Raw genomic sequence first — 18,839 nt, 5'->3', positions numbered from 1 at the left:
GTCATGAGCGAGCTGTTACTTATTGATGATGACCAGGAGCTGTGCGAGCTTCTGGTCACCTGGCTGAGCCAGGAAGGTTTTCAGGTACGCGCCTGCCATGACGGCCAGAGCGCCCGTCGGGCGCTGGCCGAAACCTCCCCGGCGGCGGTGGTGCTGGATGTGATGCTGCCCGATGGCAGCGGCCTGGAACTGCTCAAGCAACTGCGCAGCGATCACCCGGACTTGCCGGTGTTGATGCTTTCCGCCCGGGGCGAACCCCTGGACCGTATCCTCGGCCTGGAACTTGGTGCCGACGATTACCTGGCAAAACCCTGCGACCCGCGGGAACTGACCGCTCGCTTGCGTGCGGTGCTGCGCCGCAGTCACCCCGCGGCGGTGTCCAGCCAGATCGAACTGGGCGACTTGTGCTTCAGCCCGGTGCGCGGCGTAGTCAGTATCGACAACCAGGAATTCACCCTCACCGTCTCCGAAAGCCGTATTCTGGAAGCTTTGCTCAAGCAGCCCGGCGAGCCCCTGGACAAACAGGAACTGGCGCAAATCGCCCTCGGCCGCAAGCTGACCCTGTACGACCGCAGCCTGGACATGCACGTCAGCAACCTGCGCAAAAAGATCGGCCCGCACCCTGACGGGCGTGCGCGTATCGTCGCCTTGCGTAGCCGTGGTTACTACTACAGCCTCTAAAACCTGAGTCTGACACTACGCGGTCCCTACAGGATTCGTCAGTTTTGTCAGCTCGATGGAAAGCCGTCTTTACCTAAGCTTTACGCTTCGCTGACCGCGGCTGACCTTGATCTGCGTAATCTGAACTCATCCGGAACGTACCGGGAATGAGACAAGGAGATACACCATGCGCAAGACTCTTATCGCTCTGATGTTCGCTGCTGCCCTGCCGACCGTTGCCATGGCCATGCCTGAAGGCGCGGGCCCGATGGATGGTGCGCACCACGGCGGTCAGATGCACGGCATGCACGGTAAAGGCCCGTACAGCCAACTGGACCTGAGCCGCGAACAGCGCGAGCAGATCCGCAAGATCATGGGCGAGCAGATGCATGAGCGTAAGCAACTGGTCGACAAGTACCTGGAAAAACTCTCGCCGGCCGACCAGAAAGCCCTGAAAGACGAGATGGCGGCCAAGCACCAGAAAGCCGAAGCCGACGTCCGTGCCCTGTTGAAACCGGATCAACAGAAGAAATTCGACGAAATCCAGAAAAAACGGGCTGAACGTCGCGCAGAATGGGCCGAATTCAAAGCGTGGAAAGCGCAACAGCCGCAAAAAGCGCAATAATGCGTTGATCCCGGACCCAATGGTCGATAACCGTTGGGTCTGATGCCACTCAATCAAAATGTGGGAGCGGGCTTGCTCGCGAAAGCGGAGTATCTGGCAGTAATGATGTCGCCTGACACTCCGCTTTCGCGAGCAAGCCCGCTCCCACATGGATTTGGGTCAGATTGATAGTGGTTAGCCGTCTGTCTTTATTCGAGGATTTTCTGTGCGTTCACTGTTCTGGCGAATCCTGGCCAGCTTCTGGCTGGCCATCGCTCTGGTCGCAGGGCTTTCCATACTGCTCGGGCACATGCTCAACCAGGACGCGTGGATCCTCAGTCGCCACCCCGGCCTCAACACCCTGGCCGAACAATGGACGCAAACCTATGAATCCCAGGGCGAGGAAGCCGCCCAGGCCATTCTTGAGCAGCGCAAGCGCGATTATCACTTCGACGTTCAGGTGCTCAACGAAAGCGGTGACCCGGTGGTGCGCGGCACCTTCCCACGGCGCGCTGCGGCATTTGAAGCCAGGCAGAACAGCGACGACCGGCGCCTGCCATGGCGGCGTCTGACCGATGAGTACACCAGCGAAAAAACCGGTGACACCTACCTGCTGATCTATCGCATCCGCCATCCGGAACTGGATGCATGGCACCGTGAAAGCCTGCTGTGGCCGCTCAGTGCACTTGGGATCGCCTTGGTGGTACTGACCCTGTTCAGTCTGCTGGTGACCTTTTCCATCACCCGCCCGCTCAGCCGCCTGCGCGGTGCGGTGCACGACCTCGGGCAAACCACCTATCAACAGAACAGTCTGGTCAAACTGGCCAGTCGCCGGGACGAGTTCGGCGTCCTGGCCAACGACTTCAACCGCATGGGCGCACGCCTGCAAAGTCTGATCGGCAGCCAGCGGCAATTGCTGCGCGATGTGTCCCATGAACTGCGCTCGCCCCTCGCCCGTCTGCGCATTGCCCTGGCCCTGGCGGAACGGGCCGGTCCGCAGGAACGGGAACAACTCTGGCCGCGCCTGACCCGCGAATGCGACCGGCTGGAGGCGCTGATCAGCGAAATCCTGGTGCTGGCACGGGTCGATTCCGATAATGCCAGTGCTGAACCGGTCGACCTCAATGCGCTGCTGGGCAACCTGCAAAAGGATTCACAACTGAGTTCGCCGGAGCAAAGCGTCGAACTGAAGGCCGAGCCGCAGCTGAATCTCACCGGCTGGCCGACCATGATTGAGCGGGCGGTCGACAACCTGCTGCGCAACGCCCAGCGCTTCAACCCGGTGGGGCAGGCAATCGAGATGCAGGCTTCGCGGCAGGGCGAGCGAATTGTGGTCAGCGTGCGCGACCATGGGCCTGGCGTCGGGAAAGAGTATTTGAATCAACTAGGGGAGCCGTTCTATCGCGCCCCCGGCCAGACAACCGCAGGGCATGGCCTGGGCCTGGCCATCGCCCGGCGGGCGGCGGAGCGCCATGGCGGCAGCCTGGTGCTGGCCAATCATTCGGAAGGCGGCTTCATCGCCAGCCTGGAGTTGCCATTGGTACCCGGCACTATCGTTTAACCCTGATCCCTTGTGGGAGCGGGCTTGCTCGCGAATGCGGTGCGTCAGCCGCATTCATCGTTATCTGACACACCGCATTCGCGAGCATGCCCGCTCCCACAGGGAATTGTGGGCTTAGCGACTACCTGGCCAGGCGCTGACAAACTCGGCCAGATCAACCTTCTCCGCCACCCGCGGTTCTTTCTGCGGCGTGCCAAGGTACAGAAACGCAATCACCTCTTCCCCTTCGGCCAGTCCCAACCCCTTGGCCACGTGCGGCGAATAGGCCAGATCACCCGTACGCCACACCGCTCCGATACCCTGCGCATAGGCGGCCAGCAAAATCCCGTGGGCCGCACAGCCGGCTGCCAACAGTTGCTCGGACTTCGGATACTTGACGTGCTCCTGCACCCGCGCGATCACGACCACCACCAGCGGTGCCCGCAGAGGGCCGTTTCGCGCCTTGTCGATCGCCGCTTCAGTGACTTCGCCGTCCTGCAACTTCGCCGCTTCGGCGAGCAACTCGCCCATTTGCTCGCGCGCTGCACCTTCTACCGTAAGGAAGCGCCAAGGCTGCAAGTGGCCGTGATCCGGTGCACGCATGGCAGCGGCAAACAGCACTTCGCGCTGCTCGGCGGTGGGGGCCGGATCGAGCAGTCGGGGAACGGAAACACGGTTGAGCAAAGCGTCGAGAGCCTGCATCGGCCACCTCCAGAAAAAATTGTGCAGCTATTCTAGCTGTAACTACCGTTGCAGTGCGGTTTACATGGCCTGCCTCGCGGGTAGAATGGCGCCCTTCCCTATTTCAGCCCGAGCGGACTTCATGGCGTTGCCGACCTTACGGATCATTGGTTTCATCATCGGCATCTTCTTGGTCACGCTGGCGATCGCCATGGTCGTGCCCATGGCCACGCTGGTCGTTTTCGACCGCACCAGCGACCTGCCTTCGTTCCTCTGGGCGAGCATGATTACCTTTGTTGCCGGGCTGGCGCTGGTCATACCGGGGCGTCCCGACCATGTGCACCTGCGTCCGCGGGACATGTACCTGCTGACCGTCAGCAGTTGGCTGGTAGTGTGTATCTTCGCCGCGCTGCCGTTCCTGTTGACCCAGCACATCAGCTACACCGACTCTTTCTTTGAAAGCATGTCCGGCATCACCGCCACGGGGGCGACCGTGCTCACGGGCCTGGACAATATGTCCCCGGGTATTCTGATGTGGCGCTCATTGTTGCACTGGATCGGCGGCATCGGCTTTATCGGCATGGCGGTCGCGATCCTGCCACTGCTGCGCATCGGCGGCATGCGGCTGTTTCAGACCGAGTCGTCGGACCGCTCGGAAAAGGTCATGCCCCGCTCACACATGGTGGCGCGCCTGATCGTGGTGGCCTACGTCGGCATCACCATTCTCGGCAGCCTGGCGCTCTGGTGGGCCGGGATGAGCCCCTTCGATGCCATCAACCACGCGATGTCAGCCATTTCCACCGGCGGCTTTTCCACCTCCGACCAGTCCATGGCCAAGTGGACTCAACCCGCCGTGCACTGGGTGGCGATCGTCATCATGATTCTTGGCAGCCTGCCGTTCACCCTGTACGTGGCGACCATGCGTGGCAACCGGCGTGCTCTGATCAAGGACCAGCAGGTACAAGGCTTGCTCGGCATGCTGCTGGTCACCTGGCTGGTGCTCGGCACCTGGTACTGGTGGACCACCCAGCTGCACTGGCTGGAGGCTCTGCGGCACGTGGCGTTCAACGTGACTTCGGTGGTCACCACCACCGGCTTCGCCCTGGGGGACTACAGCCTGTGGGGTAACTTCTCGCTGATGTTGTTCTTTTATCTGGGTTTTGTCGGTGGTTGTTCCGGTTCGACGGCCGGTGGTATCAAGATTTTCCGTTTCCAGGTCGCTTATATCCTGCTCAAGGCCAACCTTAACCAGCTGATTCACCCCCGCGCGGTGATCAAGCAGAAGTACAACGGGCACCGCCTCGATGAAGAGATCGTGCGCTCGATCCTGACCTTTTCATTTTTCTTCGCCATCACCATCTGCGTGATCGCATTGTTGCTTTCGCTGCTTGGCGTCGACTGGATGACCGCACTCACGGGCGCGGCCAGTACCGTGTCCGGTGTCGGCCCCGGGCTGGGCGAGACGATAGGCCCGGCGGGCAATTTCGCCACTCTGCCGGATGCCGCCAAGTGGATTCTCTCGTTCGGCATGCTGCTCGGCCGACTGGAGATCATTACGGTGTTCGTGCTGTGTATTCCGGCGTTTTGGCGTCACTGACAACCGCTGGCGCCTGCATCAGCCGCATCCGGAACTCACCGGGTGTGGCGTCGAACCAGCGCCGGAATGCACGAAAGAAATTGCTCGGATCGGCAAACCCCAGCAAATAGGCAATCTCCAGCAGGGTCATATTCGGCTGTGCGAGGTATTGCTCGGCCAGTTCACGTCGGGTGTCGTCGAGCAGGATCTGAAAACTCGTGCCCTCTTCCTGCAAGCGGCGCTGCAAGGTGCGCTGGGACAGGTGCAACGTCTGTGCCACGGTGTCGCGCTTGGGCTCGCCCTGGGGCAACAGTCGACACAGCACCTGTCGCGCCTTGTGGGTCACCCGGCTTTCGGAAAAGCGTGCCAGGTATTCACCGGCAAACCGGTCATGCAGCAACGCCATGGCCTCGTTTGCAGTCGGTAGCGGTGCTTCCATGTCCGCACGTTCGAAAATCAACGCATCGTAAGGCGCGTTGAACACCAGCGGCGCATGGAAGGCAAGTTTGTACGGTTCCGGATTGGCCGGTTCGCTGCCCTGAAACATGACTTTTCGCGGTTGCAGCGTACGCCCCGTCAACCAGCCGCACAGCGCCAAGGCACAGGCCAGCGACGCTTCGGCGCTTTGTCGGGTGGGCGGCAGGTGATCGCCGTGGACCGTCAGAATCAGCGCGTAACCCTCATCCACCAGGCGAAAACTCAAATCGGCGCTTTCAGCAATGATCCGCTGATAGCGCACCAGCCGCTCGAAACCTGCGGCCAGGGTCTGGCTGGACATCAATGCATAACCGGCCACATGGAAAGAGGCCGGGCGCACTACCTTGCCCATGTTCAGGCCAATGGCCGGGTTGCCGGACAACTCGACCGCACGTTGCCACAGCCGCGTCATGGAATCTTGCGTGAAGCGCGCATCCGGATCGTCCAGTGCCGCGTAGTCGAGCCCTAGCTGTCTAAACAGAACCCGGCAGTCCAGGCCCTCCATCTCCAGCGCTTTTACAATCCCCATCGCCCAGCTTGCAGAAGTCGTTCGTTCGCTCATGGCGGTTACTGTCTGGTTGTGCCGTCTGACGCGGCTGATTTGCGAAGGATACTAAAGTGGCGCCTATTGTCACTGGCTGGCACCAATGATCACTCTAGACTCAAATAAGCTTCCCGCAGAACAACTTGCCGTCAGAACAATAACCACAGAGATCGCAGTCGTGGAAAACATCAAACGATTCAACAGCTTCGCTGAGTTCTACCCGTACTACCTCAGCGAACACAGCAACAGTACCTGCCGACGATTGCACTTTATCGGCACCACCCTGGTCATATTTATTCTGGCGCTGACCATTGGCCGTGGTGCATGGACGCTGTTGTGGATCTTGCCAGTGGCAGGCTACAGCTTTGCCTGGGTCGGACACTTCTTCTTCGAGAAAAACCGCCCGGCAACCTTTCAACATCCCCTCTACAGCCTGCTCGGTGATTTCGTCATGTACCGGGACATGATTCTGGGGCGTGTTCCGTTCTAGTCACCCTGCGTCACAAGAGAACTGCCGATGAATGCCACCGCCGGTTTCACCCACATGAAGGATGGCACGCAGGAAGACTGGGCGATCATCGCCGCAGACTTCAGTGCCTACGCCCGACAATTGCCGACGCGGATTGTCGCGCACCTGAAGCTGCTGGAGGGTGATTTTGGCGGTTTCCCGGTCGATCGTCTGACCCACTCCCTGCAAACAGCCACCCGTGCCTGGCGCGATGGCCGCGACGAGGAATACGTGGTCTGCGCCCTGCTCCACGACATTGGCGATACCCTGGGTTCCTACAACCATCCGGACATTGCGGCGGCGATCCTCAAGCCGTTCGTCAGTGCCGAGAACCTATGGATGGTGGAGAAACACGGGATTTTCCAGGGTTACTACTTCTTTCATCACCTGGGCATGGACCGGCATCTGCGTGAGCAATTCAAGGATCACCCGCAGTATCAGGCGACCGTCGAGTTTTGTGCGAAGTACGATGCGGCGGCGTTTGATCCGGCGTACGACACACTGGCGTTGAGTTTCTTCGAGCCGATGATGGAACGCGTGTTTGCGCAGCCGAAGAATTCGATCTACAAGGCGGCGATGGAAGAACACACGCCCGCGTGACTCGTTCAAACGGTCCGACAGGTTTTGCGATGTCGACTGTGCTGCCGTCTTCGCGGGCAAGCCCGCTCCCACAGTGATTTGTGTCGTATGCAGATTTCGAGTTCAACACGCAACCCTGTGGGAGCGGGCTTGCTCGCGAAGAGGCCCGCCGAAACACACCCCCCTCAAGCCGGTTCTGCAACGTTCCCTGTTTTCAACTGCACCTCCCGCGCCTGGGCATCCGCCAACCGATACAACTCGATCGAGCCATCCCAGTGCTCGATCAACGCCGTGCAGGACTCCACCCAATCCCCGCAGTTGAGGTAGTCCACCTCGCCGACCTTGCGGATCTCGGCATGGTGAATATGCCCGCACACTACCCCGTGCAGTTCGCGCTTGACGCATTCGTGGGCGATGGCTTCCTCGAAGTCGCTGATAAAGCTCACCGCCGTTTTCACCTTGTGCTTGAGGTACGCCGACAGCGACCAGTAGCCGTAGCCATACCGGGCGCGCCAATGGTTCAGCCAGCGATTGAGGGTCAGGGTGAATTCGTAGGCTGAGTCGCCGAGAAAGGCCAGCCAGCGATGGTAGCGGGTGATTACATCAAACTGGTCGCCGTGGATGACCAGGAGATGACGACCATCGGCGGTGACGTGCACAGCTTCGTCCACCAACTGGATATTGCCCAGAATCAGCTTCGAATAACGGCGCAGGAATTCGTCGTGGTTGCCGGTGACGTAGATCACCTCGGTGCCGCGCTTGCTCATGGTCAACAGGCGGCGGATCACGTTGGTGTGAGCCTGGGGCCAGTACATGCCGCCGCGCAGTTTCCAGCCGTCGATGATGTCGCCGACCAGATAGATCCTGTCGGCGTGATAACCCTTGAGAAACTGCGACAGGTGTTCCGCCTGACAATCCCGGGTGCCCAGGTGCACGTCGGAAATCCATAAAGTCCGCACTCGTTGCTTACGGGTGGGTTTGGCGAGCTCGGCGCTGGTCATGGGCAACCCTCTGGGCAAGTTTCGCCAATTTTGCTGCGACCCGGTTAATGCGCCATGACAGCGTCAAGTCAGTCTTGTGACAGCGATTTCGGCCGAGCCCGGTGTAGACTGGCAACCTGATCCGGGAGAGCTTCGATGAGACCGATCCTCACGCTACGCCAATACAGCCAGGACCTGATCGTCCACAGCCACGACCACGCGCAATTGGTGTTCGGGTTGTCGGGTGCGCTGGATTTCGAGGTCGACGGCCGGGGCAGTCAGGTGGTCCAGCAGAGTTTTTTGGTGGTGCCGTCCGGTGCTCACCATGCGTGCGGCAGCGCCAATGGCAGCCGTTGCCTGGTGCTGGATGTGCCCGATGATCAATGGGTTGCCGAGTCATTGGGCGATCACGCTGAATCGAGCCGCCGCTTGCTCGACACCGCCGGCCGGCTGGCCCTGGATGCCGGGCAAAATCAATTGGTCAATTGGCTGGCGAGCAGCCCGGTCGATGATCCGCTGATTGCGCAACAAGGTGCGGTGCTGCTGCTGGCCAGCCTCAACCATGCCAGGCCCGACGCCATCGGCGGTCGACGCTTGCCCTATGCGGCATTGAATGCGCACATCGACCAGTACGCGGCGTATCCATTGCAAGTGGCTGACCTGGCCCGTGTCGCAGGCCTCTCCAGCGCTCGTCTGCATGCACGATACATGGCCGAATGCGGGCAGACACCGATGGATTACATCCGCAGTCGGCGCCTGCACCGGGCCGTGGAAATGTTGCGTGACTCAGCGCTGCCCATCGGCGAGATCGCCGTTCGCGTCGGATACAGCTCGCAAAGTGCCTTTGCAGCGGCTGTGCTTCGCGAATTCGGGGCATCGCCGGGCAAACTGCGACGCGAGGCTGGCGACAAAAAACGCTAGTTTGCCGACAGACTTGGTGATTGGTTACGCGCTTCAATGATGCATCTGTTCGTTTGTCATCAAGGAATGCAATGACTCCCCGTACCGCCCTCGGCGCCCTGCACATCGGCGCACTCATGTTCGGCCTGACCGGAGTGTTCGGCAAGCTCGCCGCCGCTTCGCCGGCGATCATCGTTTTCGGCCGTGCCGCCTTCGCGGTGCTGGCGCTGGCGTTTTTCGCCCGGTTCGCCAGCCAGACTCGCTGGCAGCCCCTTGCCGCGGTGGACAGGCGCCGCCTGTTGCTCAGCGGTTTGTTGCTGGCTGGGCACTGGGTGAGTTTCTTCATAGCCGTGAAGGTTGCGGGCGTGGCGATTGCGACCCTGGGCTTTGCCAGCTTCCCGGCGTTCACGGTGATCCTCGAAGGCTTGATCTTCCGCGAGCGGATTCGCGCCAACGAAATACTGCTGGTAGTACTGGTGAGCGTCGGGCTGGTGCTGGTCACACCTGACTTTGACCTGGCCAGCGGTGCCACCACCGGCCTGCTATGGGCGATAGCCTCCGGCCTGCTGTTCGCCTTGCTGTCGCTGACCAACCGCGCCAGCTCCGGGAGAATCCCACCGGTGCAGGCAGCCCTGTGCCAGAACGTGGTAGTCGCCCTGTGCCTGCTGCCGGTCGCGGCCCCACAATTGAGCGAAGTGCGCGCCCTCGACTGGCTGTGGATCGGCCTGCTCGGCGTGTTCTGCACCGGGGTTGCCCATAGTTTATTCGTCGCCAGCCTCGCCGTGATCAAGGCGCGCACCGCCGCCGTGGTGTTTGCCCTGGAGCCGGTTTACGGCATCACCGTGGCTTGGCTGCTGTTCGATGAAAACCCGACCGTACGCATGTTGATCGGCGGTGCATTGATCATTGTGGCGATCGTGGTCTCCAGCAGGCTCGCCGGCAGCTCCAGCAAAAAGGCCGTTGCCGCGGAAGCAGCTTCTCACTGAGTACGGTCGTTGTGCCCCAGGTCGCGGTCCGGATCGATTTGATCGCGGACCCGCTGCTTGAGCACCTTGGCTTCAGGAAAACCGCCGTCGGCCTTGCGCTCCCAGATCTGCACACCGTCACAGAAAACATGAAAAACCCCGCCAGTGCCCGGCACAAGGGAGACTTTACCCAGATCGTCAGTGAAGGTACTGAGCAGTTCCTGGGCCAGCCAGGCCGCGCGCAATAACCATTGGCATTGCGAGCAATAGGTGATGACGATTTCCGGTTTGCTTGCAGTCATGATGAGGTCAGATTCCAGAATCCCAGGGCGCGACCATGATAGCCCGGCCAGCAGCGCTTGAGCGGTTCACCTGCGGGCATCGCCTGCTGCGCCCGGTTCAAGGTTCAGTGAGTCCAGGCTTAAAGGTTCAAGGCTCAGCGACAGGCCGGCAATGTCGACTCGGCCAACCTTGGGTGACTGCTGGGCAGATTCAGGGCTCTGACTGGTATGCATGGACAGGTCATCCAGGTTCAATTGATATTCTTCGTCCGGGCACGTATCGGGTATTGCCACCGGGGTCGCAGCGACCACCGTCGTAACCACCGGGCTGCAAAGGCCCTGCTTCGCAATGCTGCTGCGAATGTCCTGCAGGCTCTGCTCGTTGAACGCCGTTTCGGTAAAACCCTGGTGATGGTCTGCATGGTTTGAAGCATCCCCCCATGGCAATGGTGCCGCTGGTTCAGGGTGAGTTCGTTGGCGCTGACGACGAATCAACCAGGCCAGCATCAGCAACGCCACAATTGCCGGCATGCCGACCACCAGCCGCCAGTCCGTCGAGGGGGGTTGAGCGATGACAGGAGCGGCTCCCGCCGCCTCCCTGAGTTCCAGCCATTGGGTGTGCAGTTCGGCCAGCTGCTTTTTCTGCTCGACGATTTGCTCGTCCTGCCCCTCAAGCCTGGCATTGAGCTTATCGATGGAGGCTTGCAGCTGCCGGTTGTGCAGATCAATTTCGGCCAGTTGTCCGGCAGAGGAGTCGGCCATGGAGGCTTGCGTCGATGGAACGGGGCCCGCACTCGTGGTCGCAGTCTTTGTCGTCGCCGGCGGGACAACGGCAGGCTGCACGCTCGGGAAGGCGGACGACGGGGTAACCGGTTCATCATCGACCGGAACAATGTCCGCAGAGCCCGGCGGATCAATCAGGACCGTGTATTCACGCAGCAACCGCCCGTTAGGTTGGTTGAGCTGCACAAGGAAATTCAGGAAAGGTTCATTGACCGGTTTGCTCGATGTCACCTGGATCAGGCGGCGATTGCCCCTCAGGATCGGGGTGAACTTCAGGCTGCTGAGGAAGGCCGCCCGCTCGACGCCCGCGCGGCTGAACTCCTCTGCGGACGCGAGACTGACCGTCAGCTCACTCTGCTCAAGGCCGGCGGCATCCACCAGGGCAATATCAGCGCGAAATGGCTGGTTCAGCGCCGAATGCAGGGTGATCTCACCCAGGCCCAGCGCGGGCGCCAACGCCGAATAAGTGACAACGCCTCCAGCCAGAAAAAACCGCGCACAACTGCGCAATACCAACTGCCAACTCTTGAGCATGAGCATCCCTTGGAGAACCAGAACCAACCGGCACGTGTTTGTGCATCCGGTACGAACACGTTTTTGCCGAGTAGTTCTTATAGTCCGCCCAACAGACCTTCTCAAAAGCCTGGCGGTCGGTTATGCCTCAAGGTTTTTCAAGGTTGCCAAGGATGTGCCCGTGAACTCGCATGCAGACCGCCAGATCCGCCTCGTCGACGCCGGCGAACAGTTCGAGGCGCAACTGCGTGGCAATGGTTTCAATTTGTTCGATCAGAGGGCGCGCCGGAGCACAGAGGACGATTTTCTTCGCCCGGCGATCTTCCAGCACCGATTGGCGTTGCACCAGGCCCTGGCCTTCAAGGCTATCGAGCAAACGAGCCAGGGTCGGCCCTTCGACGCCCACGCTTTGTGCCAGCTCGCGTTGGGTCGGTGCTTCGTCGAAGCGCGCCAGGTGCAACAGCACCAGCCAGCGCGCCTGGGACAGCCCGAGGCCGGCCAGACGACGGTCCAGTTCGGCACGCCAGCCGCGCGACATCTGGGCCAGTTGCATGCCAAAGCGGTGTTGATCGGTTAACGGCATAAAACACTCATGGTTAGACTGAAAATAGAGAAATACTAATTATTAGTCAGCTAAGCATGAGCCTTGGCTGTAGGCAAGGCTTGATCTGTACTGAATCGTTACATCATCAGCACAGTTTTCTCAAATCTCGAACTCCGACTGCAAGGCAGCCCGCACGCAATACAAAACCCCTTCCGGCACCCGGCCCGCGAACTGCGCGGCGATCTCGGAAACCGGAGGCAATTCGCCTTCGCCGTCGAGGAAGGCGTCCTGGACTTCGCCCAGCAAGTCTTCGGGCAGATCCAGGGCCTGTTCGAGCGACAATTGCTGCTTGCCGATCGCCTCCGCAAGCATGGTGTAGACGTTCTTTTCCGAGCATTGCAACTGCCCGGCGATCTGCAGCGGAGTCATGCCGGCCCGAGCCAGGGTGATCATCTCGTGGCGCACATCGGCCACCACTTTCGGCGCTTCGACCTGACCACCGAGGACTTCGAGGAAGGCCTGGCCATAACGTTCCAGCTTGCGTGCGCCGACGCCACTGACCCGGGCCATTTCCGCCAGCGAGGTCGGCTGGCTGCGCAACATTTCAAGCAGGGTCGAGTCGGGAAAAATGACGTACGGCGGCACGCCATGTTCCTCGGCGAGTTTGCGCCGCAGGGCGCGCAAGGCTTCCCACTGTTCGCGCTCTTCGCCACGGACCAGTTGGCTGGCCTGGCTCTTGCTGCTTTTCACCGAGGTCTGCGCCTTGAGGTCGCGTCGCAGTTCCAGGGTCACTTCGCCTTTGAGCAGCGGCCGGCAGCTGTCGCTCAAGCGCAAGCCGCCGTAGCCTTCCAGATCGATGTCGGCCAGGCCACGCGCCACCAACTGGCGGAACAATGAGCGCCATTCGCCCTCGGCCATGGCCTTGCCAACACCAAAGACCGACAGGTGCTGATGGCCGATGCCGCGCACCTTCTCGTTGTCCTTGCCCAGCAATACATCCACCAGATGGCCGACGCCATAGCGCTGGCCGGTGCGGTAGATCGCCGAAAGCGCCTGGCGCGCAGGCTCGGTGGCGTCCCAGGTCTGCACGCCATCGACGCAGTTGTCGCAGTGGCCGCAGGGCTCGGGCATGTCTTCGTCGAAATAGGCCAGCAGGGTCTGACGGCGGCAGCGTGTCTCTTCGCACAGCGAGAGCATGGCATCGAGCTTGTGCTGCTCCAGACGTTTGTGGCGCTCATCGCCTTCGGAGTTCTGCAACATTTGCTTGAGCATCACCACGTCCTGAAGGCCATAGGCCATCCAGGCATCCGCCGGCAGGCCGTCACGGCCACCACGCCCGGTTTCCTGGTAATAGGCTTCCAGGGATTTGGGCAGGTCGAGGTGGGCGACGAAGCGTACGTTGGGCTTGTCGATGCCCATGCCGAACGCCACGGTGGCGACCATGATCAGGCCTTCCTCGTTGAGGAAGCGCTTCTGGTGGTAGGCACGCAGATCATTAGGCAGCCCGGCGTGGTACGGCAGCGCCGGGAAACCCTGCTCGCTGAGGAATGCTGCGACCTCCTCGACTTTTTTGCGCGACAGGCAATAAACAATGCCGGCATCGCTGCGCCGTTCGGCGAGGAAAGCCAGCAACTGCTTGCGTGGCTGTTCCTTGGGCACGATGCGATAAAAGATGTTCGGCCGGTCAAAGCTCGACAGGAAACGCTCGGCATCCTGCAGGTGCAGACGGGTGACGATTTCCTCGCGGGTGCGCTTGTCGGCGGTGGCGGTCAGGGCGATGCGCGGCACGTCGGGGAACATTTCCGCCAACTGGCCCAACTGCAGGTATTCCGGGCGGAAATCATGCCCCCATTGCGACACGCAGTGCGCTTCGTCGATGGCGAACAAGGCAATATTCAGCCCCTGCAGGAAGGCCAGCATGCGCGGCTGAACCAGGCGCTCGGGGGCGAGGTAAAGCATTTTGACTTCGCCGCGCTTGATGCGGGCCGCAAGGTCACGCTGCTGCTCGGCGCTGAGGGTGGAGTTCAACGCAGCGGCAGCCACCCCCAGCTCTTCGAGGGTGGCGACCTGGTCGTCCATCAACGCGATCAACGGCGACACCACCACCGCCAGGCCATCGCGCAGCAGCGCCGGGACCTGGAAGCACAGGGACTTGCCGCCGCCGGTAGGCATCAGGACCAGGGCATCGCCGCCACTGGCCACGCGCTCAATGATTGCACCCTGACGGCCACGGAAACTGTCGTAGCCGAAGATGTCCTTGAGGACGCGTTGAGCCTGTTCGAGCATAAAAACTCCAAAAATCACCGAAACATCCCTGCAAGGCTGGTTCAGAACCCGCAACACTGCACCGACAAATCGTAAGTGCACATTGCATGACGCTTCACATTTCAGCCGTGAAGCCAGCAGGGCATCACAAAACGCGCGAGTATACCCGAGGCCTCCCTTGCGCAGGGCACCGCTGATAAGACACAGCCCATGGAACACCAAAACTGTGGGAACGAGCCTGCTCGCGATGGACGGCAACGATGACGCGGGCTGTCTGAAGGCCCGCGGTGTCAGGACGTTTTTCGCGAGCAGGCTCGCTGCTACAGGGAATACGCTGCAAATATGCCGCGCGGCTGGCCTGAGCGCTCAAGAAGGCCTAGAATTCCCGCATCGAACATTCCCCAAGGTAGTCCTTTAATGTCCTTCGCTGAGCAACTAACCCGCCTGCAAGTCTTCCTCGACGCCGACGAACTGCATGACGAGGCGCTGGACTACGTGGCCGCCCACGGTTACCTCACCGCCCTGTCGATCTGTTCCGAAGTCGTTCCGGACCGTGAATGGATCGATGCGCTCTTCGCCGAAGAGCCGCACTACAGCAGCGAAGCCCAGCGCGAAGAAATCGAAGCCACGCTGATCGGCCTCAAGGCTCACATCGCCCGCCAACTGGCCTCCGATGAAGAGTTCGAGCTGCCGTGCGACCTGGACCTGGGCGAAGACCCGGATGATTCGGAATTGCGCGGCTGGTGCATCGGTTTCATGGAAGGCGTGTTCCTGCGCGAAGAAGCCTGGTTCGAAACCGCCGAAGACGAAGTCAGCGAAATGCTGCTGCCGATCATGGTCGGCTCGGGTCTGTTCGACGAGCAGCCAGAGTTCTCCGACATCGCCGCAGACGCCAATCTGATGGACGACATGATCGTGCAGATCCCGGAAGCCCTGACCGCGCTGTACCTGCTGTGCAATGCGCCAGACGAAAAACCGGCGATCCTCAAGCCACGTCACCACTAAGGTTCTGCCTATGGACAACCCCATAGGCAACCGCTCCCTGATGTTGCGCTACGTGCTGCTGGCCATCGGCTGGCTGAGCGTGGCATTGGGGGTGATCGGAATTTTCCTGCCGGTGCTGCCCACCACCCCCTTCCTGCTGCTGGCGGCCGCTTGTTTCGCCCGCAGTTCGCCACGTTTCTATCAATGGCTGGTGGGTCATCCACGACTTGGCCCGTGGATACGCGACTATCTCGATGGCCATGGCATTCCGCTCAAAGGCAAGGTCTACGCCATTGGCCTGATGTGGCTGAGCATTCTGTTTTCCTGCTATCTGGTGCCGTTGCCATGGGCACGGCGCTTCATGCTGACCAGTGCGGTGCTGGTAACCCTCTACATCCTGCGGCAGAAAACCCTGCGTTAGGAGCTTCCGCTGGAGGCGATCTTTTGCCTTGTTGCCGACGATCTGCCCTGCCCCGCTTCAAACACCACCTAGACTTCACCAATCCGCACTCGAGCAGCCAGGCATGTTCCGCAGTCCGCGTAGTCCAGGAAGGTCAACGCCCCGACTTCGGCTCGGCGGATGGCTGTTGCTGGCGGGATTGCTGTTGTTCGGGCTTGGCACTGTCCGGGCCGACTGGGACTTTGCGCAGATTCTGCTATCGGCCGAAAAACGCTACGGCTCCCTGGGTCCGGCGCGCGCGCGGATCGAAGCCTGGAGTCATATGCTCAATGAAGAGCGCAGCGCGGATGAGCGCGAACAACTCAATGCGGTCAATCGCTTCTTCAATCAGCAACTGAATTTTCAGGACGATACTCGCATCTGGCGCCAGACCGACTACTGGGCCACCCCCGTGGAAGCCCTGGTCCGGGGTGCCGCCGACTGCGAGGATTATGCGCTGGCGAAATACTTCAGCCTGCGCCAGCTCGGTATCCCCAGTGAAAAACTGCGTATCACCTACGTCAAGGCGCTGGCTCAGAACCAGGCGCACATGGTGCTGACCTTCTACAGCAGCCCCACGGCCGACCCTCTGGTTCTGGATAACCTGATCGGCGACATCCGCCCCGCCTCCCAACGTAAAGACCTGCTGCCGGTATATGCCTTCAACGCCGAAGGCTTGTACCTGCCAGGCAAGAACGGCGGTCAACGCAGCAGCGACTCGAAAAAACTGTCGCGCTGGCAGGACGTGCTGAAAAAAATGCAAGCCGAAGGGTTCGATGTAGGCGACGGTTAGTCGCACCTGCAAGGAGCGTTTCATGACTTTGCGCAATCAACTGTTTCTGGCCATCTGCCTGTTTTTGCTGGTGGCCTTCAGCGGCAGCTTTTTTGTCAGCCTGGAAAGCTCTCGCGAGCAGACGCTCAGCCAATTGCGTGCCCACGCCCAGGATGCCGCTACCGCGCTGGGCCTGTCATTGTCCGCGCAGCCCGATGATCCGGCCAGGATGGAATCGATGGTCAGCGCGGTCTTCGACAGTGGCTACTTCAGCAGCATCCGCATCATCGACATCGCGAATGAGCAAACGCTGCTGGAGCGCAGTGCACCGGCGAAATCGGCCCATGTGCCGCGCTGGTTTATCCGCCTGGTCAAGCTGCGCCCCGAAGGTGGTGATGCCCTGATCATGCGCGGCTGGCAACAGGCTGCACGCATCGAGGTGGTGAGCAATCCTCAATTTGCCCTGGACAAACTCTGGGACAGCACCGTCGGCAGCCTGATCTGGTTGCTGTTGTGCGGTCTGCTCAGCGCGGTAATTGGCGGCTGGATGTTGCGCCGACAATTTCGCCCGCTCGACAAAATGGTCCGTCAGGCCGAAGCCATCAGCAAACGCGAGTTCCTCAGCCAGTCCAAGCTGCCGCGCACTCCGGAGTTGAAACGGGTGGTGCTGGCCATGAATCAGATGGTGGAAAAGCTCAAGGGGCTGTTTGCCGAAGAGGCCGTTCGCAGTGAACAACTGCGCGCCGAATCCTACCTGGACAGCCTGACCCAACTGGCTAACCGGCGCTTGTTGGATGAGCAACTTGCCGACCAATTGCAGGTATGCGAACAGAGCCGCGACGGTCATTTGCTGATGCTGCGGATCAACGATCTGGCCGGCCTGAACCAGCGTCTGGGTGGCCAAGGCACCGACGAGTTGATCGGCGCAGTCGCAGAGTTGCTCAAGCGTCTGACCCAGTTGCCTGAGCGCCGCACCTGGCTGGCGGCGCGAAACCGGGGGGGTGAGTTCAGCCTGCTGGCGCCGGGCCTGGACATCCCGGGCGCCGCTCGCCTGGTGGCCGAGATCAGCGTCACCCTGGAAAACATGCGCCTGAGCGGTGCCAGCGACTGCATGCCGGTCGCCCATCTGGGCATCGTTGCCTACCATCCAGGTGAAGCTGCCAGCGATGTACTGCTGCGCCTCGACCAGTCGCTGACCGAGGCCGCGCAGCATCCCGAGCGGCCCTGGGTTCAACTGAGCCGCAGCGACAGTATGGTCAACCATTCACAGCACGAATGGCGGACCTGGATCGATGACGCGCTGACCCAAGGCAAACTGCAGCTGTATTTCCAACCGGTGGTGCAATGTTCGGATACCCGCCAGGTACTGCATCACAAAGTACTCGCGCGCCTGCTCGATCCCGAGGGCGAGGCGATTGCAGCCGGACATTTCCTGCCCTGGATCGAGCGCCTCGGCTGGTCAGCGCGTTTCGATCTGGCGATGCTCGAGGCGACACTCGATTACCTGGTGATCAACCGCTGGCCGCTGGCTTTGAGTCTGTCCGGCAGCACGCTGCGCGATCAGGCGCAAGTACGGCAAATCGTCGACCTGCTGCAATCGCTTCCGGAACTGGCGCCGTTGCTGACGCTGGAAATCGACGAGCGCCAACTGCCGTCCCCACAAGAGCTGCAACGTCTGACCCATAGCGTGCTCGACACGGGTTACAGCATTGGTCTGCAACACTTCGGTGGGCGTTTCAGCCAGATCGGCAACATCACCCAACTGGGACTGGCTTACCTGAAAATCGATGGTGCCTACGTTCGCAGCATTGACCAGCAACCGGACAAGCGATTGTTTATCGATGCCATCTTTCGCGCGACCCACAGTATCGATCTACCGCTGATTGCGGAGATGGTCGAGACCCAGGGCGAATTGGAGGTCATTCGGGAACTGGGCATATTCGGCGCGATGGGACGCCTGATCGGGGCGCCGGAGCCGATGTGATTCTGGCAGGTTAATCGCGTCAGCGCTCATCGAAGGCAAGCCACACTCCTGCAGATCTACGCCATCTTGTGTGCGTGGCTGGCCCGCGAAAGCGATTTGATATTCAACGGCGACAGTGACTGCCCCCAGCTTTCGCGAGCAAGCCGGCACACTGATGAACTGCGTACACCAGCAGGAGATGGGTTGGCTGTCAGGCCGCCTTCGCTAGCAAGCCAGCTCCCACAATTGGATCCTGGTGTATCCGAGAGAGATTGGTCGGC

At 60.8% G+C, this 18,839-nt stretch carries 19 protein-coding genes; 12 read left to right on the top strand and 7 right to left on the bottom strand.

Translation table 11 applies throughout. The annotated features are described in order from the left end of the window. Positions 1-3: 3 nt before the first annotated feature. The 3 genes from ASE98_RS10775 (at position 4) to ASE98_RS10765 (ending at position 2,825) form a co-directional block, all read left to right on the top strand. A complete protein-coding gene (locus ASE98_RS10775; protein WP_060541350.1) occupies positions 4-681 on the top strand; it encodes a response regulator transcription factor in 678 nt (225 codons plus the stop codon). Between the two features lie 166 nt (positions 682-847). Then, positions 848-1,285, top strand: coding sequence for a Spy/CpxP family protein refolding chaperone (locus ASE98_RS10770; protein ID WP_060541349.1), 438 nt, complete (start codon positions 848-850; stop codon positions 1,283-1,285). Between the two features lie 205 nt (positions 1,286-1,490). Next, a complete protein-coding gene (locus ASE98_RS10765) occupies positions 1,491-2,825 on the top strand; it encodes a sensor histidine kinase (protein ID WP_060541348.1) in 1,335 nt (444 codons plus the stop codon). Positions 2,826-2,939: 114 nt separating this feature from the next. On the opposite strand, the gene ASE98_RS10760 is transcribed toward ASE98_RS10765, so the two are convergent. After that, a complete protein-coding gene (locus tag ASE98_RS10760; RefSeq protein WP_060541347.1) occupies positions 2,940-3,506 on the bottom strand; it encodes an NAD(P)H nitroreductase in 567 nt (188 codons plus the stop codon). A gap of 121 nt (positions 3,507-3,627) precedes the next feature. Between ASE98_RS10760 and ASE98_RS10755 the strand changes: the two genes are divergently transcribed. Then, on the top strand, positions 3,628-5,082 hold the full coding sequence (locus ASE98_RS10755; protein ID WP_060541346.1) for a TrkH family potassium uptake protein: 1,455 nt from the start codon (positions 3,628-3,630) through the stop codon (positions 5,080-5,082). On the opposite strand, the gene ASE98_RS10750 is transcribed toward ASE98_RS10755, so the two are convergent. Then, on the bottom strand, positions 5,039-6,100 hold the full coding sequence (locus ASE98_RS10750; RefSeq protein ID WP_082457519.1) for an AraC family transcriptional regulator: 1,062 nt from the start codon (positions 6,098-6,100) through the stop codon (positions 5,039-5,041). The genes ASE98_RS10755 and ASE98_RS10750 overlap by 44 nt on opposite strands. A 160-nt stretch (positions 6,101-6,260) precedes the next feature. Here ASE98_RS10750 and ASE98_RS10745 point away from each other — a divergent pair, with 160 nt between their 5' ends. Both ASE98_RS10745 and ASE98_RS10740 read left to right on the top strand, forming a co-directional pair. After that, positions 6,261-6,572, top strand: coding sequence for a DUF962 domain-containing protein (locus ASE98_RS10745; protein WP_060541344.1), 312 nt, complete (start codon positions 6,261-6,263; stop codon positions 6,570-6,572). 27 nt (positions 6,573-6,599) lie between these two features. Beyond that, on the top strand, positions 6,600-7,190 hold the full coding sequence (locus ASE98_RS10740; RefSeq protein WP_060541343.1) for an HD domain-containing protein: 591 nt from the start codon (positions 6,600-6,602) through the stop codon (positions 7,188-7,190). A gap of 164 nt (positions 7,191-7,354) precedes the next feature. Here ASE98_RS10740 and ASE98_RS10735 read toward each other — a convergent pair whose 3' ends face one another. Further along, positions 7,355-8,170: a UDP-2,3-diacylglucosamine diphosphatase gene (locus ASE98_RS10735; RefSeq protein ID WP_060541342.1), complete on the bottom strand. Its 816-nt coding sequence runs from the start codon at positions 8,168-8,170 to the stop codon at positions 7,355-7,357. 135 nt (positions 8,171-8,305) lie between these two features. On the opposite strand from ASE98_RS10735, the gene ASE98_RS10730 reads away from it, so the two are divergent. Together ASE98_RS10730 and ASE98_RS10725 are read left to right on the top strand one after the other, a co-directional pair. Further along, positions 8,306-9,070, top strand: coding sequence for a helix-turn-helix transcriptional regulator (locus tag ASE98_RS10730; RefSeq protein ID WP_060541341.1), 765 nt, complete (start codon positions 8,306-8,308; stop codon positions 9,068-9,070). A 71-nt stretch (positions 9,071-9,141) separates the two neighbouring features. Beyond that, positions 9,142-10,035, top strand: a complete 894-nt coding sequence (locus ASE98_RS10725; protein ID WP_060541340.1) for a DMT family transporter — start codon at positions 9,142-9,144, stop codon at positions 10,033-10,035. Here ASE98_RS10725 and ASE98_RS10720 read toward each other — a convergent pair. The 4 genes from ASE98_RS10720 to recQ all read right to left on the bottom strand — a co-directional run bounded on the left by ASE98_RS10720 (position 10,029) and on the right by recQ (position 14,421). Continuing rightward, on the bottom strand, positions 10,029-10,316 hold the full coding sequence (locus ASE98_RS10720; RefSeq protein WP_060541339.1) for a SelT/SelW/SelH family protein: 288 nt from the start codon (positions 10,314-10,316) through the stop codon (positions 10,029-10,031). The two genes, ASE98_RS10725 and ASE98_RS10720, sit on opposite strands and share 7 nt — an antisense overlap. A gap of 66 nt (positions 10,317-10,382) precedes the next feature. After that, entirely contained in the window at positions 10,383-11,612 is a 1,230-nt protein-coding gene (locus ASE98_RS10715; RefSeq protein WP_082457528.1) for a type IV pilus assembly protein FimV, read from the bottom strand. Positions 11,613-11,739: 127 nt separating this feature from the next. Beyond that, positions 11,740-12,174 carry a MarR family transcriptional regulator gene (locus tag ASE98_RS10710; RefSeq protein ID WP_060541337.1) on the bottom strand — a complete coding sequence of 145 codons (435 nt, stop codon included), beginning with the start codon at positions 12,172-12,174 and terminating at the stop codon, positions 11,740-11,742. A gap of 120 nt (positions 12,175-12,294) precedes the next feature. Then, the gene (gene recQ / locus ASE98_RS10705) at positions 12,295-14,421 is read right to left on the bottom strand and encodes a DNA helicase RecQ (RefSeq protein ID WP_060541336.1); all 2,127 of its coding nucleotides are present in this window, start codon (positions 14,419-14,421) and stop codon (positions 12,295-12,297) included. Positions 14,422-14,817: 396 nt separating this feature from the next. Between recQ and ASE98_RS10695 the strand changes: the two genes are divergently transcribed. From ASE98_RS10695 to ASE98_RS10680, 4 genes are all read left to right on the top strand, one after another. Next, positions 14,818-15,405 carry a UPF0149 family protein gene (locus ASE98_RS10695; protein ID WP_056853071.1) on the top strand — a complete coding sequence of 196 codons (588 nt, stop codon included), beginning with the start codon at positions 14,818-14,820 and terminating at the stop codon, positions 15,403-15,405. Positions 15,406-15,415: 10 nt separating this feature from the next. Then, a complete protein-coding gene (locus ASE98_RS10690; RefSeq protein ID WP_060541334.1) occupies positions 15,416-15,805 on the top strand; it encodes a YbaN family protein in 390 nt (129 codons plus the stop codon). Between the two features lie 103 nt (positions 15,806-15,908). Next, entirely contained in the window at positions 15,909-16,616 is a 708-nt protein-coding gene (gene lapG / locus ASE98_RS10685) for a cysteine protease LapG (protein ID WP_060541333.1), read from the top strand. Positions 16,617-16,638: 22 nt separating this feature from the next. Continuing rightward, a complete protein-coding gene (locus ASE98_RS10680; protein WP_060541332.1) occupies positions 16,639-18,579 on the top strand; it encodes an EAL domain-containing protein in 1,941 nt (646 codons plus the stop codon). The last annotated feature ends 260 nt before the right edge of the window (positions 18,580-18,839 follow it).

It is taken from the genome of Pseudomonas sp. Leaf48 (assembly GCF_001421885.1).
In the GTDB taxonomy this organism is placed as follows: domain Bacteria; phylum Pseudomonadota; class Gammaproteobacteria; order Pseudomonadales; family Pseudomonadaceae; genus Aquipseudomonas.
The sequence above is the reverse complement of the archived record's forward strand: the minus strand, read 5'-3'. Positions and strand labels throughout refer to the sequence as shown.